Origin of the sequence: Flavobacterium oreochromis (assembly GCF_019565455.1) — a bacterium.
Lineage (GTDB): Bacteria > Bacteroidota > Bacteroidia > Flavobacteriales > Flavobacteriaceae > Flavobacterium > Flavobacterium oreochromis.
In genome coordinates, this window is the sequence record NZ_CP067377.1 from 93,445 (window position 1) to 109,016 (window position 15,572).

General features: G+C 28.2%; 14 protein-coding genes and 1 pseudogene. All 15 read right to left on the bottom strand.

What is annotated here, in order from left to right; all coding sequences use genetic code 11:
• Window positions 1-508 precede the first annotated feature (508 nt).
• Window positions 509-2,101: a polysaccharide biosynthesis tyrosine autokinase gene (locus JJC03_RS00505; RefSeq protein WP_235873792.1), complete on the bottom strand. Its 1,593-nt coding sequence runs from the start codon at window positions 2,099-2,101 to the stop codon at window positions 509-511.
• Window positions 2,102-2,178: 77 nt separating this feature from the next.
• A complete protein-coding gene (locus tag JJC03_RS00510) occupies window positions 2,179-2,856 on the bottom strand; it encodes a Wzz/FepE/Etk N-terminal domain-containing protein (RefSeq protein ID WP_235873793.1) in 678 nt (225 codons plus the stop codon).
• A gap of 8 nt (window positions 2,857-2,864) precedes the next feature.
• Window positions 2,865-3,641 (bottom strand): polysaccharide biosynthesis/export family protein, encoded by a 777-nt coding sequence (locus JJC03_RS00515; RefSeq protein WP_103715372.1) that lies wholly within the window; start codon window positions 3,639-3,641, stop codon window positions 2,865-2,867.
• A gap of 3 nt (window positions 3,642-3,644) precedes the next feature.
• A complete protein-coding gene (locus JJC03_RS00520; RefSeq protein ID WP_374226241.1) occupies window positions 3,645-5,618 on the bottom strand; it encodes a polysaccharide biosynthesis protein in 1,974 nt (657 codons plus the stop codon).
• A 26-nt stretch (window positions 5,619-5,644) separates the two neighbouring features.
• A pseudogene (locus JJC03_RS00525) lies at window positions 5,645-6,765 on the bottom strand (DegT/DnrJ/EryC1/StrS family aminotransferase).
• Window positions 6,761-7,198 carry a cupin domain-containing protein gene (locus tag JJC03_RS00530; RefSeq protein WP_235873794.1) on the bottom strand — a complete coding sequence of 146 codons (438 nt, stop codon included), beginning with the start codon at window positions 7,196-7,198 and terminating at the stop codon, window positions 6,761-6,763. The pseudogene JJC03_RS00525 and the gene JJC03_RS00530 overlap by 5 nt, the downstream one beginning before the upstream one ends.
• Window positions 7,198-8,154: an MraY family glycosyltransferase gene (locus tag JJC03_RS00535; protein WP_235873796.1), complete on the bottom strand. Its 957-nt coding sequence runs from the start codon at window positions 8,152-8,154 to the stop codon at window positions 7,198-7,200. The genes JJC03_RS00530 and JJC03_RS00535 overlap by 1 nt, the downstream gene beginning before the upstream one ends.
• Window positions 8,154-10,094, bottom strand: coding sequence for a WaaS/CpsH family glycosyltransferase (locus tag JJC03_RS00540; RefSeq protein ID WP_235873797.1), 1,941 nt, complete (start codon window positions 10,092-10,094; stop codon window positions 8,154-8,156). Before JJC03_RS00540 ends, JJC03_RS00535 begins: the two co-directional genes overlap by 1 nt.
• Window positions 10,094-11,227, bottom strand: a complete 1,134-nt coding sequence (locus JJC03_RS00545; protein ID WP_088444297.1) for an NAD-dependent epimerase/dehydratase family protein — start codon at window positions 11,225-11,227, stop codon at window positions 10,094-10,096. The genes JJC03_RS00540 and JJC03_RS00545 overlap by 1 nt, the downstream gene beginning before the upstream one ends.
• Before the next feature lie 83 nt (window positions 11,228-11,310).
• Window positions 11,311-11,640, bottom strand: coding sequence for a DapH/DapD/GlmU-related protein (locus tag JJC03_RS18485; RefSeq protein ID WP_235873798.1), 330 nt, complete (start codon window positions 11,638-11,640; stop codon window positions 11,311-11,313).
• Window positions 11,624-11,908 carry an LbetaH domain-containing protein gene (locus JJC03_RS00555; protein WP_235873799.1) on the bottom strand — a complete coding sequence of 95 codons (285 nt, stop codon included), beginning with the start codon at window positions 11,906-11,908 and terminating at the stop codon, window positions 11,624-11,626. Before JJC03_RS00555 ends, JJC03_RS18485 begins: the two co-directional genes overlap by 17 nt.
• A complete protein-coding gene (locus JJC03_RS00560) occupies window positions 11,898-12,683 on the bottom strand; it encodes a glycosyltransferase family 4 protein (protein WP_235873800.1) in 786 nt (261 codons plus the stop codon). The genes JJC03_RS00555 and JJC03_RS00560 overlap by 11 nt, the downstream gene beginning before the upstream one ends.
• 589 nt (window positions 12,684-13,272) lie before the next feature.
• Complete coding sequence (locus JJC03_RS00565; RefSeq protein ID WP_088444294.1) at window positions 13,273-14,367, bottom strand: glycosyltransferase; 1,095 nt, start codon at window positions 14,365-14,367, stop codon at window positions 13,273-13,275.
• Window positions 14,313-14,666: an O-antigen polysaccharide polymerase Wzy gene (gene wzy / locus JJC03_RS00570; RefSeq protein WP_235873801.1), complete on the bottom strand. Its 354-nt coding sequence runs from the start codon at window positions 14,664-14,666 to the stop codon at window positions 14,313-14,315. The genes JJC03_RS00565 and wzy overlap by 55 nt, the downstream gene beginning before the upstream one ends.
• A 310-nt stretch (window positions 14,667-14,976) precedes the next feature.
• The gene (locus tag JJC03_RS00575; RefSeq protein WP_235873802.1) at window positions 14,977-15,498 is read right to left on the bottom strand and encodes a hypothetical protein; all 522 of its coding nucleotides are present in this window, start codon (window positions 15,496-15,498) and stop codon (window positions 14,977-14,979) included.
• Window positions 15,499-15,572 lie beyond the last annotated feature (74 nt).

The following is a 15,572-nucleotide window of genomic DNA, read 5'->3' on the forward strand; positions in this document are numbered from 1 at the left end:
CTATCTTCATGAATAAAATTCCTATAAATACTTATTTCTTTTATTCCATTTTGATTGACATTGCTCAATAGAACGGGAACATACTGATCAAAAGTACCAAAAGTAGTAAACGAAGTTATTGACTGTCCATAATTTTTAAAAGAAAAAAGGAAAAAAAAGAATATATAATATCTTAAACAAACCTTAAAAAACTTACTCCTCATTTTTATAATATTTTTATAAGCCCAAAAGTAAAAAAATAGTTCTTTACATTAAACATTTCTTTATAATTCACTTTAAAATAGAAGTTTATCAATACGTTCGTTATCTATCACAGTAACGAAAAAATTAAATTCTAACAAAATGAGTCCGATAAAATATCGAACTCATATCATGAAAATTAATTATAGATTTATCTAAACTTCTAGACAAAATTCTTTGCCTTAAGAATATCTTCTATATTATCATAAAAACATGTTACACAAAAGAAATCGTCAGATTTATATTTTACTTCAGAATAAATAAATCTCTAATTTTTTTCCCAAAAAGTTTTTTCTCTTATTTCTTGACCATATCCATATCCATACCCATATCCATTTATTACATCTGTATCATTTAATACTAAAGACATATTTGGTAATTTTCCTTCTCTATATATGGTATTCGGAATTTTTAATAATTCTTTCTCTAGGTATTTAGCTCTAACTACATATATAAAAGCATCAGCATTTTTTGCAATAAGTAAGGTATCCGTTACTAAACTCACAGGAGCTGTATCAACTACTATATAATCATATTGTCCTTTTAAATAATCAAACATTTTTTCTAGTTTTTGCCCCATTAAAAGTTCTGCTGGATTAGGAGGAATAACTCCCGCAGGAAGAACATCAAAAGAATCATAATTAGGCAATTTAACAATATAATCTTCAATCAATTGATCTGCAGTTGTAAGATAATTAGTAACCCCTCTATTAGGTAATTGTAAATAATCATCTAGACGAGGATTTCGAATATCTAATCCTATTAATAATACTTTTTTCCCTGTTAAAGCTATAGTTCCTGCAAGATTTACAGTAATAAATGTCTTCCCTTCTGCTGGTAAGGTAGAAGTTAAGAAAATAGTTTTAGCATTAGATCCTCTTTTTGAGTTTAAAATAAACTCAAGATTAGTTCTCACAATACGCATAGCCTCAGCTGCACTTGAACGACTTTCTAACTGAATGATTTGCTCATGAGAATCAGAATGAGGAACATCTCCAAGGAATGGAATGCCTAATTTATCTAAATCCGCTTTACTTTGAACTTTTGTATTTAATAAATCCCTTAAATAAATAACAACAATAGGAATTATTAAACCTATTAAAATTGCGACAAAATAAACAATTAAAGGCTTTGGTGAGATAATCCCTTCTAAAGCATAAGCTTTATCAATTATCTTAGAATTTGGTGCTGTAGCAGCCAACGTAATTGCTGTTTCCTCTCGCTTTTTAAACAAATACAAATAGAGTTCTTCTTTTATTTGCTGCTGACGAAATATCCCCCTATATTCTCTTTCTAACTTAGGAATTTGATTTAATTTTGAATTTAAAGAACTACGTTCTCCTATTAAACCTGCATTTTTAAACTCCAAAGCTGATTTTTGTTTAACTAAACTTTGGGCGATCGTTCCTCTTAAAGTTAAAATACGATCATTTAATTTTTCTATATTTGGATTATCAGATGTTGCACTTTTCAATAATCTATTACGCTCTATAACTAATGTATTAAATTCATTAATAAGAACCGCAGCAGATGAATTATCAGAAGGAATCAGATTTATAGGCAAAACATCCATCTTATTTTCCTTCAATTGTGCAATCATCATATTTACTACTGACAACTGAGTTCCCACAGAAACTTGTTCCGCATTAAACGTAGACTCTGTTCTCAAATCTAACTCTACCTCTGCAGGAATATCTGTAAGGTTATTATTTCTTTTATATTTCTCTATATTCTTTTCTACGCCTTGTAATTCCTCTGTTACAATTGCTAAACGATCATTAATAAATTTTGCTGTCTTCTCTGATATCAAATTTTTATCAATTATGGCATCTTGATTATAGTTAAGTACTAAATTATCCAAAAAATCAACCGCTCTTTGTGGAACTGGATCGGTAATACTAATTTCTACTACATTTGTTTTTTTATTGAGAGGTTGAACTAATATCTTTTTTGAACTAAATTAATTTCTTTATCAAGGTCTTTTATATCTATTTGATACGTTCCTCCATTATAATGTTTAATCTTTTTTTTGTTATCCGATATAAATACTTTTTCTATAATAAAATTACCTAATTTATGACTTTTTATAATATCATTATAATGATATTCTCCTACTAATTCTTTATTTTGGTTGTATAAAGTAAATTTATTAGCTCCTCTTAATTCTATTCTAAGAGTTGTATCTAAATCTATTTTTTCTTTATTCTCAAAAAGAATCTTTATTGGACTTTTACCATAAAGATTAGTAGATTTAATCCGACCAATAGCATAATAATCTATATAAAAACCACCTGATAACAAGGCTTTTCTTATTATATTTCTAGACTTTAAAATTTCAATTTCATCATCAATCTTATTTTTAGCTCCTCCCAAACCACCAATATCCTCTAAAACAGATAGTTCAGACACTAATCCTCCTGATTCTCCGTCTTTTATTAATACTTTAGTCGAAGCTTGATATGTAGGTGTAGCATAACGTAAATAAATTTTGGATAATAACAAGCATAACAAAATCAAAATAACAAACCAATACCAATTACGTAAAAACTTATTTAATATTTGTTTTATATTTATTTCATTTATATTTTCTTCTACTGGCATAAAATTATTTTGCATCTTAATTATTATTTTTTAAACAATAGTACTAGTGATATTAGAACAGAACTCAACGAAATCCAAACAGGTATATTTTGGTTAAATGTAGAAGCATTAGCCCTTGCTCTGTTAGGCTCTACATAAATTAAATCATTCTGTTTCAAATAGTAATAAGGAGAATTCATAAAATCAGACTTTGTCAAATCTATTCTATGGTATGATTTTCGACCTTCATTCTCTCTTATTAATAAAACGTTATCTCTTTTTCCATAAATTGTTAAATCACCAGCTAAACTTAACGCTTCAGGCAACGTAATACGCTCACTAACCACATTAAAACTCCCTGGTCTTACAACCTCACCTATAACACTTACTTTAAAGTTCATTATACGAATATTAACAATAGGATTTTTAATATAGACTTTTAATTTATTTTTTAATAAACTGATTGCCTCTTCTTTCTTCAAACCTCCAAAAGTTAAAGCCCCTATAATAGGAAATTCTATTTGATTTTTTTGATCTACCAAATATAATTGTTGTTGTCTTGGACCAGACATTCCTTGATTACTTACACTTGGTGCCGTTGTACTTTCTAAATTAAAAGGGGCTGCTGCATCAGGGTCTGGAGCTGAAACTGTAATTAACAATAAATCATCTGGTTGTATTTTGGGTTCAAAAAACACTACGTTTTCAAAACTTGAATTATTAGATAGATCTGAATAATATGCTATCTTCTTCTGTTGAGAACAACCTAATACAAAAAAAGAAATTATTCCAAAAACAAATAAATAAATTTTACTTCTCATACATCAATTTTTATCTAGAATTTCATAATCAGAATTTAAACTTTTAAATTCTGGCACAATCATTTTCATATATTTTACAATATTATGATTAGAATATTTAAAAGTAGTATCAATCAACAATTGAATATTTTTTCTTATCTCTTCATAATCTTCTATTACATCTTGAGCTACTAATATTTTTTCATGATGAGTGGGTAAGGTCTTTGAATCATCTTTTAATAATTCTTCATATAATTTTTCACCTGGTCTTAATCCTATTTCTTTTATTTCTATATCTACATTAGGAACTAAGCCTACTAACCTTATCATTTTTTCTGCTAAACTATAAATCTTAACAGGCTTTCCCATATCAAATATGTAAATTTCTCCTCCGCATCCCATAGTCCCTGCTTCTAACACAAGCTGACAAGCTTCGGGAATTGTCATAAAATATCGAATTATATCTTTATGGGTAATCGTTACAGGACCTCCTTCCGAAATTTGTTTTGTAAACAATGGTACTACCGAACCATTAGATCCTAAAACATTTCCAAATCGAGTCGTAATAAATTTGGTTGTTTTAATTCCTTTTTTTAATAATTCAAAATGTAATGATTGAACATATTTTTCTGCAATTCTTTTACTTGCTCCCATCACATTACTTGGATTTACAGCCTTATCAGTTGAAACCATGACAAAACGATCTACTTGATATTGAACTGCTAAATCAGCTAAATTACCAGTACCCATAACATTTACAAAAATAGCTTGTGATGGATTTTCTTCCATCAAAGGAACATGTTTATATGCTGCTGCGTGATATATAATATTAGGTAGATATTTTTTAAACAAATTTTCTAAACGTTGTTTATCTCTTATATCTGCTACCTTAGCAATGATTTCAATAGATGAAGTATCATATTTTTCCAATTCTATTAATAAATTGTACAAAGGAGTCTCTGCTTGATCTACTAATAACAAAACACTAGGTTTAAAGCCTATTACTTGTCTAACGATCTCACTCCCAATAGAGCCAGCCGCTCCTGTTATTAAAACAGTCTTATTTGTGTGGGTAAGAGAAATAGCTTCATTGTCTAAAATTATAGGTTTTCTATCTAACAAATCTTCTATTTCGAAACTTTTTATTTTATTTGAAATTTCTTTTTGATTTTCCCAATCAGAAACAAGAGGAACTGTAAAAACTTTAACTCCAAGTTCTAAACATTCATCTACTAAGTCAATTTGTTCTTCTTTTGTTAGGCTTTTATCTGCAATAACTAAACCTGATATATCATTTTTTTCAAATAATTCTGAAAGATTTTCTTTAACACTAAATATAGGTAAACCTAATGCTCTTTTAGAATCATTAGATTGATATTTATCTATAAAACCTTTTACATGAAAACGTTTGGGGATTTCTGCTAAAAGAGCATTTGCTACTGCAATAGCGTTAGCATCTGAACCATAAACAAGTAATATTTGCTGTTTTCCGACTAATATATTTGAGAAATAAATTTCAAATATTTTCTTAACTAATACTCTATAAAAAAAAAGTAAACAAAAAACTATAAATGAATTAACTAATAATGCTGTTGTAAAGTATAGATCTATAGAAAAAAAAGTCTTACTAATAGCATCTATGACAACTAATGTAAAGAAAGATAAAGATTGAGCAAACAATATCTTAACAGCATCAATTATAGAAGAATGTCTAATAATTCCTGAATAGGTTTTGAATATCCAAAAAAAGAAAATATTAACAAAAAAGTACAGAGGAATTTTAATTCCTTCATATTGAGCCGTTATAAACTTAAGATTAATTCCTTTAAATAAATAGTAAGTTAAAGCAGTAGCGAAACTAATTACAAAAATATCTAAAAAGAGAACTGACCATCTAGGTAAGTAACCTATGTTATCCAAGTTAATTTTAGATATGATTCTATCATTAATTTTCTTGTTCAAATATTCTCTCACTTCTAAAAAAACATTATATCCCAATTTCATCTAATTTTCTACATTGCAAATTACTGAAAAAATAATTGAAGTTCCGAGAGAATTCGTTCTTTTTCAGTTTCTGTCAAATTAGATCCTGACGGAAGACACAATCCTCTTTCAAACAAATCCTCTGAAGTTCTTTCCCCATAATAAGAACATGATTTAAATACCGGTTGAAGATGCATAGGTTTCCACAAAGGTCTAGTTTCTATATTAGCTTTTTCAAAAGCTAATCGCAATTTTCTCTTTCATCATACGATTTTAAAACAATTGTAGTTAACCAATAATTTGAATAATAATCACTTGATGGCTCACTAAGGATAGTTACATCAGAAATATTTATAAAAAATGCTTTATAAAATTGATTTATTCTTCTTCTCAACTCTATATATTCTTCCAAAACAAGCATTTGTCCCCTTCCTATTCCTGCACAAATATTACTCATTCTATAATTATATCCGATATGACTATGTTGATAATGTGGGGCATTATCTCTTGCTTGGGTAGAAAGAAAAATAGCTTTATCTCTATCACTCTTCTTTTTAGTAATAATTGCTCCACCTCCTGAAGTCGTTATAATTTTATTCCCATTAAATGAAAGCACCCCAATATCTCCAAAAGTTCCGCATTTTTGATCTTTATAAGAACTCCCTAATGCTTCTGCACTATCTTCTAATATTGGTATTTCATATTTATTTGAGATAACAATTATTTCATCTATTTTAGCAGGCATACCATATAAATGTACTATTATAATAGCTTTAGGCTTTACTCCTTTAGACAACTTATCAAGAATAGCTTTTTCTAAAGCAAGAGGACACATATTCCACGTATCTCTTTCACTATCTATAAAAATTGGATTTGCTCCTAAATAAATAATTGGGTTTGCTGAAGCAGAAAAGGTCATTGATTGACATAAAACATAATCATGCGCTTGAACATCTAATAAAATGAGTCCTAAATGCAATGCTGCTGTCCCTGAATTTAAAACTGCTACATTTCTATTTTCACATAAATATTTCTCTAAACTGATTTCAAATTCCGAGCAGTTTCCGTTATTAATCTCTATGAATCCAGTCTCTTTATTTTTTACAAACAGACTTTCATTTCCAGACATATGGGGACTCGACAAAAAAATGCGTTGATTAATCATTGATTATCCATGTATCTGAATCATATCTTACATCATCTTCTTCTACCATGCTTAAGGGCAAGGTGGAAAAAGAAACTAATTTTGAATCTTTTTCTAAACTCAAAATAGCATTTGCATATCCTGGAGGAATCTTTAATATTTTAGATTCATTTGCTGATAATATTTCTGTATTTACAATTAAATCTTTAGAAGGATTTTCCCAATTATCAATTTTTACAAATCCTATTTTAAATGAACCTTGAACACAATAAAAATTTTTTTCATCTAGTTTATGTCCTTGCCAAGCTCGTAATCGATCAGATTCTGAATTTTTAATTATATAAAATCTATTTATATTAGTAAATTGAAAATCATTTACAAACTGAACACTTCCTCTATGATCTTCAAAATATCCTCCTTCCAAAATCTTAGGAAAATCCGTATTTTTCATTATCTCAAATTAAGCTTTTTAATTAACGAAAACTTATAAGTATACAATAAAATTAAAGGTAAAAGAATCATAAAAAACATCATTACATCATTTATTTGCTTCTCATAACGTATAACGATCATATCTATCAATAACTGTACAACTGCATATACTAAAGATACCTTTTTATGTGAAATTTTCATTTCATTACAAAGGACTTGATAAAAATGATGCCTATGTGCCTCAAAAATATTTTCTTTTAAATAAAGTCTATGCATTATTGTGACTACTGTATCAACTCCATATACTGATAAAAACAACATCCAAACAAACGATTTTGTTTTAAGCATTAACAATACTAATGTGTAAACAATCCAAAAAGCTATACTAATACTTCCTATATCTCCAGCAAAACATTTTGCTTTTCCTCTATAATTATAAAACAGGAATACTAAGCTTGCAATCATTGGGTATAATAAAAAATCAGAAATAGTAAATATTAATTCATTCTGATTAACCCAATACATTGCGGAGAAGAAAACCAATGTATATAAGCCTGTTATACCATTAATACCATCCATAAAATTATAAGCATTAATAATTCCTACGAATAAAAAATAAGCAATTATAATTAAATAAATGGGAAAAATTGAGAATAATCCCAACGAATAAAAAGCTAGAGTAATTGCTGTAAAATGAACAATCAATCTAATTTTATTAGGCAAACTTTGTATATCATCCCAAAAACTGACCAAACTCATTAAAGTTATACCTAGTAAAAACCATTTTAATTCTTGAAAATATTGCACTGATATTATGATTGCACTAAACCAAAATATAATACCTCCCCCTCTAATAGTAATTTCTGTATGTGCACTTCTATGATTGGGTTTATCAATAATATTGTACGTATCTGCTATTTTAAAATATATATTAATAAGTACAAATAATCCAAAAAATATAAAAATATACCCCATTAATTAAATGATTTAATTGTTTTCACAAGAGCTTCTTGAGCTGTTATAGGCAATTTCTTTATATTCAATTCTTTTTTAATTTTTTGATTTGAAACTAATAATGTAGATGTCATTTTTTTTAACCGAAGAGAATTTAATGGTATAGGAACATAGTCTCCTAATTTCGCAATTGTAAAGATAATCCATTTTGGAATTTTAAAATCTTTGCTTTTTATTCCTTTATTTTCTTTTATTATGTCTACTATTTGATTAGTAGCTACTGGCTGATCATCAGCTACATGATAAATTCCTCCCGAAATACTAGCTTTATTATCAATTATTTTTTGTATAAAAAAACAAAAATTATCAATAGCAATGAATGATCTTCTATTATTAAAGACTAATAAAGGATAAGGCATTCTTTTTCTGATAAACTTATACAACAAACTTAAACTACCTTTGTCTCCAGGACCATGTATCATAGGTGGCCGCAAAATTATTATTTTTTTCCCTTCAGGTATTTTTTGAGTTAATAAAAATTTTTCACCTTCATATTTAGAACGTGCATATATAGAAGTATGGTTTAGATTTGAATTTTCAGTTAAAAAATCATCTGAAACGATTTCCTCTACCACAGCTATTGAGCTAATATGTATCAATAATTGAGCATTACTATGTAAGAAGGCATTGTAAATTTTTTTCACCACTTGATAGTTTGATTCAAAAAAATCTTGTTCTGATACTGTTCCTTTATGATCATGTGCTTTTCCAATACAGTTAATAAAGACATCTGAATCTATTGGTATCATTTCTTCCCAATGGGCTTCTCTTAAATTCACATTATAAACCGTGTTTGTTAAAAGAGAAACAATATTTTTTCCTACAAAACCATTTGTCCCAAAAATGGCAAGTTTACTTTTTTTTCCGTACCAATATTCATCTTGTTGCATATTAAATAAGCAATCTAACCATCCGTCTAAAGACATCATCCTACGATCAGTATCCTCTAGAGCTACAAAGTTTTCTTTAAAAAAATCTTCATTAATGATTATATTTTTTCTATTTATAATTAATATATTATTAGGATTATAAAAAGGATAATTAATTATATCAGCATTTGTAGTAATTAATTTTTTTCCAGATCCTAATACCTCAAAAGTACGCATAGTTAAACCTACTTGTGATGGATGGTTAATATCTAAAATAGACAAAGTTTTGCTATACAAATTAATTATCTGGTTATGACTTAAACTATTAAAAGACACTTTATTTATGTCAAAATCTTTAAACGAACGATCAAACCTCTTTTTAAAATAAAACACTAATTTGCTAGGTGAAAAATAAAACGAATAATATTTTAAACTCTTTTGTTTACACCAATTACTTACTTTTTCACTAATTAAATATCTATCAGTGTGTGCTGATCCAATAAATAAAGAAGCGTATTCAAAAGAAGAAAGCATATTATCTTTTGAATTATTATATAATTCTTCATATTCGTTAGAAAAGAACAAGGGTCTAAAATGTAAATTATATTTTATAGCATCTGATCTATCAAATGTAAACTTCATATCAAAATAATCTAAATTCAATAAACCATTAGGATTATTAACAAATGAGTCGAAATTATAATAAATCGATTTAATTTCAGGGTTTAATGCTTTTACTTTTTCTAAAAAAAATAATGGAATTGCTTCACCTTTAATTACTAAAAAATAGTCAAACCTTTCATTTTCAATTTTTGAAATAATTTTTTTATAATAGGTATCGATTTGATGTTTGTATAAATTTCTATTAAAACGTATCAACCCTTTTGCTAAGATAGAGTTTGAAACTCTTTCGTCATAAAAAAAAACATTTGCCCCTAAACTAGTAAGTCTATCCTTTATTATTTTTTCATAACTAAAGAAACTTACAGATAAAAACAAGATTTTTTTCCCTTGTAAAACTTCCTTTACCATTATTTTAACAAACCTTTCTTCCGCATTTCATTAAGGGAACTATCTAATTTATCTTCGTTAATTTCTTGTTGCAAAACCCACTCTGTAAACTTAGCTATTCCACTCGTAAAATCCACTTTGGGTCTAAATCCTAATAAGTTATTAATCTTAGTTAAATCGGCATAATTATGACGTATATCTCCTAATCTAAAATTACCAGTAATAGTAACTGGCACTTCTATCATATAAGCTTTAATTAGAGTACTTGCTACGGCATTTACATCTATAGGCACTCCTGTTCCTACATTAAAAACCTCTCCATTAGCTTCTTCTTTTTCAATACCTAAGATGGTAGCATCTACAACATCGTCTATGTAAACAAAGTCTCTACTTTCTAATCCATCTTCAAAAATTTTTATCCCATTACCATTACGAATTTGAGTTGAAAAGATGGACAAAATACCTGTATAAGGATTTGATAAAGATTGCCCTGCACCATATACATTTTGATATCTAAAAGCTACTGGAGCAATACCTAAAGTAGGGCAAACAGTCATAATCATTTGTTCCTGATTTTGCTTAGTAATACCATAAACTGAGGAAGGATGAATTTTTGATTCTTCACAGGTAGCTAGCAATTCAAGTGTTTTTCCATCATGAAAATTAACTTCAAAATTACCATCAAGCATGTCCTTTTCATTTCTTTGTGTAGGATAAACAATACCCAACTCTGGATGTCTATATTTCCCTTCACCATATATAGAACGTGAAGAAGCAATAACAACCTTTTTTACGGTATGTGCTGGACTATTAGCTAAAACATCGAGCATAATTGCCGTTCCTTGTATATTTACTTCAGTATATTTTTCAATACAATACATAGATTGTCCAGTTCCTGTTTCAGCAGCAAAATGTACCACTATCTCTTGATTGGTTAATGCTTTTTCCCAATCTAAACGAGAAGTTACTGTACCTTTAATAAAAGTAACTTTATCTTTAATAGAAGTATATAAAGGAGACGTCTTTTCAGGTTTTTCACCGTGAATTTGAGGTGATAAATTATCTAAAACTGTAACTTTATATCCTTTATCAATTAGTTTCAGTGCAAGGTTGCTGCCTATAAATCCAGCTCCTCCTGTAATTAAAATTTTCATCAGTTTTCTATTTATTTATTATTACACAAGACATTGTCACACTCATTTTCTTAATATCTTTGCTTTTTATTTTAAAAGGTTCATTATATTCTTTCCCACATTTTTATGGAAAAATTAAATTTTTTTATTGGTTTTGCTGGTGCTCCAACAGCTATCACATAAGGCGGTAATGATTTACTAACTACTGAATTAGCTCCCACAATAGTTCCTTTTCCTATGGTAACACCTGGTAAAACAGAAACAAATTCACCTAACCATACGTTATCTTCAATTACAACTGGTTTTGCAAATAACTGTCTCTTATTTGGTGATATATCAGGATGACTATCATCTGTGTTGCCAGCGTAGCTACCATGCGAGCAATCTGATATATATATTTTACTTGCCAATAGAACATTATTGCCTATAAACACTTTTTTTCATGGCTGTTATATGAACATAATCGTTTAACTGCACATTATTCCCAAAAAACAATACTCTCTCATTTTGCTGAGGATAAGCTTCTAAACGGCACCCTGGCCCACAAGTAAATCCTTTTCCAAAATTAATAAATTTGCTTCCTCTAATATCAAAAGGAAAACGTATAATTCTTGCTTTAGAATAAAATATTCTTGTTCTAATTAAATTGACACTCATTCTAACTATTCCCCATATACCATATTGAATAATCCTATCTTTCATAATATAATTCCTTATAAAAATTCAAATATTGCTGAAATGTTAAATCCCAATCAAATTTAGCACTTTGCTCTATACCTCTTTTAATTAATTTATTCCTAAATTCAATATTTTTCAATTGCTGTATTGCACTAGCTATTTTAAACTCATCTATTTGATCGAGCAAAACAGCACCGTTTCCTGCCACCTCAGGAATGGAGGAATTATTTGAAGCAATTACAGGGCAATGCGTTTTCATTGCTTCTAGCAATGGAATACCAAAACCTTCATAAGAAGAAGGATACAATAAGGCAAATGCCTTATTATAAAGCAAATTTAACTTTACATTATCCAGTCTACTAAACACGAAATAACTTTCTTTTACTTTCAGTAAATCATCTAACATTTTTTCCTCTCCCTTGTTTAAAGGTTCCCCTATAATAACCAGTTTAAATTCTCCTTTAAACTGAGCTGCTGCTTTTACAGCTAATGGAAAATTTTTATAACTGGTCCTATGACCTATATACAACAAATATTTATAATCTTGTAAAGCCTCAAAATCAGAGGATTGGGCTGAAATTGTAAAATCGGTATGGATTGGATAAAATTCTCTACTTACTCCATTATAAATTACCTTTATCTTACTTCTATCTACATTTGGGACAAAAGCTACTAAATCTTTTTTTGTATTTTCAGATATACAAATAATACCATCGGAATTTAAAACGGCATATTTTTTTTTGATACAAGTTGACCCATTTAGCCAGACCTGTTCTAAATTTTTCAGTGGTAAAATCATGGATTGTGGTAATATTTATAGCTTTTTTTGATTTTGAAATTCTAAAATAACTAGAATGAAAGATTGTCTTAGACGTGATAGGAATCGTAAAATTAAGATATCTTCTAATAGCTAATTTCAAGAAAGTTTCATTTTTTACATTTTTAAGCGTTAGGTCTTTTCTAAAAATATTTTCATTTTCTTCAATTGGTTCATAAAAAGAAACTTCTTCGTCTGTCAAATTATTAAATCTTTTAATTAACTCTGTCCAGTAAACAGACCCCCCTCCAGATCTTTGAAGCGAATAAATTATATTATCAAAAATGATTTTCATTATTTAATTAGTTATTGTTTGTTTAAAACAATTTACAATATATTAAAAATTAGTAAATATCTCATAAAATTCAGTATTACTATATCTAAAAAAAATCAATATTTTTTTACTAAAACACAAGATATTATAACTTACAAAAATATAAATCTAGCTTTTAGCAGATTCCTATCCTCGTCCTAAAGTACTCTAACCTTCTTTATATTTGTTTTTATCCGAAAAAGGTTATACTTATTCGAATTAGAATAAGTCTTTACAATTAAACTTTAAGAATCTTTATTAAGAAAGCAAGCTTTCCCATTTTTTTAAAATCATATCAGGAGAATATTTCAAAGATTCCATTTTACAATTCCCTCCTATTTTTAACCTTAAATCTTGATTAGAAATTAATTTTTTCAGTTTTTCGTAAAAATCGTCCTCATTATCCAAAACATATCCTGTAATATTTTCTTTGATTAAAGCCTGAGTTCCTTCACAAAAATAACCAACTACTGGTAGACCGCAATGTTGTGCCTCTAGTATAACCATTGGGAGTGCTTCATTATATGATGTTATCATAAAAATGGATGCTGCCATATATTGATCAACAATATTTTTTACTGGTGAAAAAAACAATACATTATCTAAACCTTCATTTTTAAATAACTTTTTTAATTCCATCTCTTTGTCACCATTACCAAATATTTTGATTCTCCAATGTGGAAATTCATTTAGCAACTTTTTAGCTATGGGTACTACCCGATCATATCCTTTTTCTTGACTTAATCTACCTACCATAATGATTGTATTTTCTGTCACATTAGAAACCGCTTCAGTAAAGAATGGTAAGGAATTAGGAATGATTTTTATATTTTTATTTAAATGTTTTATCTTATTCAATGCAATAGTAGACAAAGTTACAACTGCCGTCAACTTAGAGTATCCTATTTTCATTAATACTCTTGAAAGGAGAGGGATAGAATCGTAATCTATATGTTCACAAGCAATTTTTTTTATTTTTTCTGTTCCTTTTACAAAAGGAAGTACTCCACTAATATTATGCCCTTCTCCTATAATTACATCAGGCTTATGCCTTGCTATTGTTTTTTTCATTTTTGAAAAAAATTCAATGTACCAGATTATTTTTGAAGTCAGTTTAATAGTCATCGGCTTCATTGATAAAAAATCAAGTGTTACTCGCTGATCTAATTCAAAAAAAACAGGCCTATTTTCTGACAAACTAACCACTACAACCTCATGTTTTGATATTAACATATTAGCCAAATTAATTGTAGAACGTTCTGTCCCTCCTGATCTAGCTATATCTCCTATTATTAATACTATTTTAATCTTTTTTGAATTTTTAGAGTAATTGATAGAATTATGATACACCATAATAAAAATCTAAGAAAATAAAAATATTCTGCTCTTGCTAAATAAACAGAAAACCCAACTATTACAGCATAACTAATAAAACTTCTAATAGAAGATAAGGCATTCATTCTAGCATAATTAACACTGTACCCTAATATAGGAAAAAGAAAAAAGACACCTACTATTCCAAAAGCAAGATAAACATCGGCGACTATATTTGTTCCTAGCCCCCACGTACCAACCTCTCCAAAAGTTGCCTTTGTAGTAATAAGTGCAGAGCGCATATTATCTTGATCGAAACCAAAGATTGCAACTACCATAGATTGCAAAAAGGTATGGGTGCTAAAAGAGGGGACAACATGGATTCACCATAAGTAAAGCCATTTTCCTTTACATAATCTATTGCCACATATGTATTTCGATTATTTACGATAAAATCCATTGCAGAATCTTCGATATGAAATTCCTCATATTTATTTGAAACTTGTCGAAAAAAACCAATAACTGCAAATAAAACAATACCAACAAAAATAATAAAAGAAAACCTAACTAACGAGACTGGCTTATACAATAGTGAATACAACCCCAAAATGGTTAAAACAATCTGTATAGGTATAGTTCTACTACCAATTAAGAAAAACATAAAAAAATTAAGCCTACACATATGTAAGCGACTTTGTTAATCTTTAAAAAAACAATACTTTTATTATTGTGTATTTTTAAATTAATAGCTTCTCCAATTATTCCTGACAACATAAAAGCAGGAAATATAGCAAAGAAATACTGACTAATAGCCCCTTCTTGAACCACATCAACCCCGCCTCCTATATACTGCATCATTATTTGTTCATAGCCTCCTGTTAGAACATATAATAGTAAAAAAAACAAAGAGAGTAAAAAAAGTGGTGTAGTATTTATACTTTTAAAAGTGGTAAAATCAATAGTCTTAAGTGATGAAGAACTTCTTTTTTTTGTATTGACTAACACTGCACCAAAAATATAACCAGATATACTTAACAAAGATAACCCTGATGACAATGGTAATGTGTTTTTATCAAAATATAACTCATAAAATACATACCTATAAGGATCTGTTTCATACATATATACCGTATAATAAAAAGTAACGAATAAAAATGAAACAAAAAACATATTATCAAAATCGAAATAGTTTTTCTTTTTCCTTATTAATAGATACGAAATAAAGGAAAAAATAGTAATACAAA

Coding starts and splice junctions, on each gene's coding strand:
- JJC03_RS00510 (WP_235873793.1), bottom strand. CDS start 2,856: ATGCAAAATAATTTTATGCCAGTAGAAGAAAATATAAATGAAATAAAT.
- JJC03_RS00515 (WP_103715372.1), bottom strand. CDS start 3,641: ATGAGAAGTAAAATTTATTTATTTGTTTTTGGAATAATTTCTTTTTTT.
- JJC03_RS00530 (WP_235873794.1), bottom strand. CDS start 7,198: ATGAAAAATACGGATTTTCCTAAGATTTTGGAAGGAGGATATTTTGAA.
- JJC03_RS00535 (WP_235873796.1), bottom strand. CDS start 8,154: ATGGGGTATATTTTTATATTTTTTGGATTATTTGTACTTATTAATATA.
- JJC03_RS00540 (WP_235873797.1), bottom strand. CDS start 10,094: ATGGTAAAGGAAGTTTTACAAGGGAAAAAAATCTTGTTTTTATCTGTA.
- JJC03_RS00545 (WP_088444297.1), bottom strand. CDS start 11,227: ATGAAAATTTTAATTACAGGAGGAGCTGGATTTATAGGCAGCAACCTT.
- JJC03_RS00555 (WP_235873799.1), bottom strand. CDS start 11,908: ATGAAAGATAGGATTATTCAATATGGTATATGGGGAATAGTTAGAATG.
- JJC03_RS00560 (WP_235873800.1), bottom strand. CDS start 12,683: ATGATTTTACCACTGAAAAATTTAGAACAGGTCTGGCTAAATGGGTCA.
- JJC03_RS00565 (WP_088444294.1), bottom strand. CDS start 14,367: ATGGTGTATCATAATTCTATCAATTACTCTAAAAATTCAAAAAAGATT.
- wzy (WP_235873801.1), bottom strand. CDS start 14,666: ATGGTAGTTGCAATCTTTGGTTTCGATCAAGATAATATGCGCTCTGCA.
- JJC03_RS00575 (WP_235873802.1), bottom strand. CDS start 15,498: ATGTTTTTTGTTTCATTTTTATTCGTTACTTTTTATTATACGGTATAT.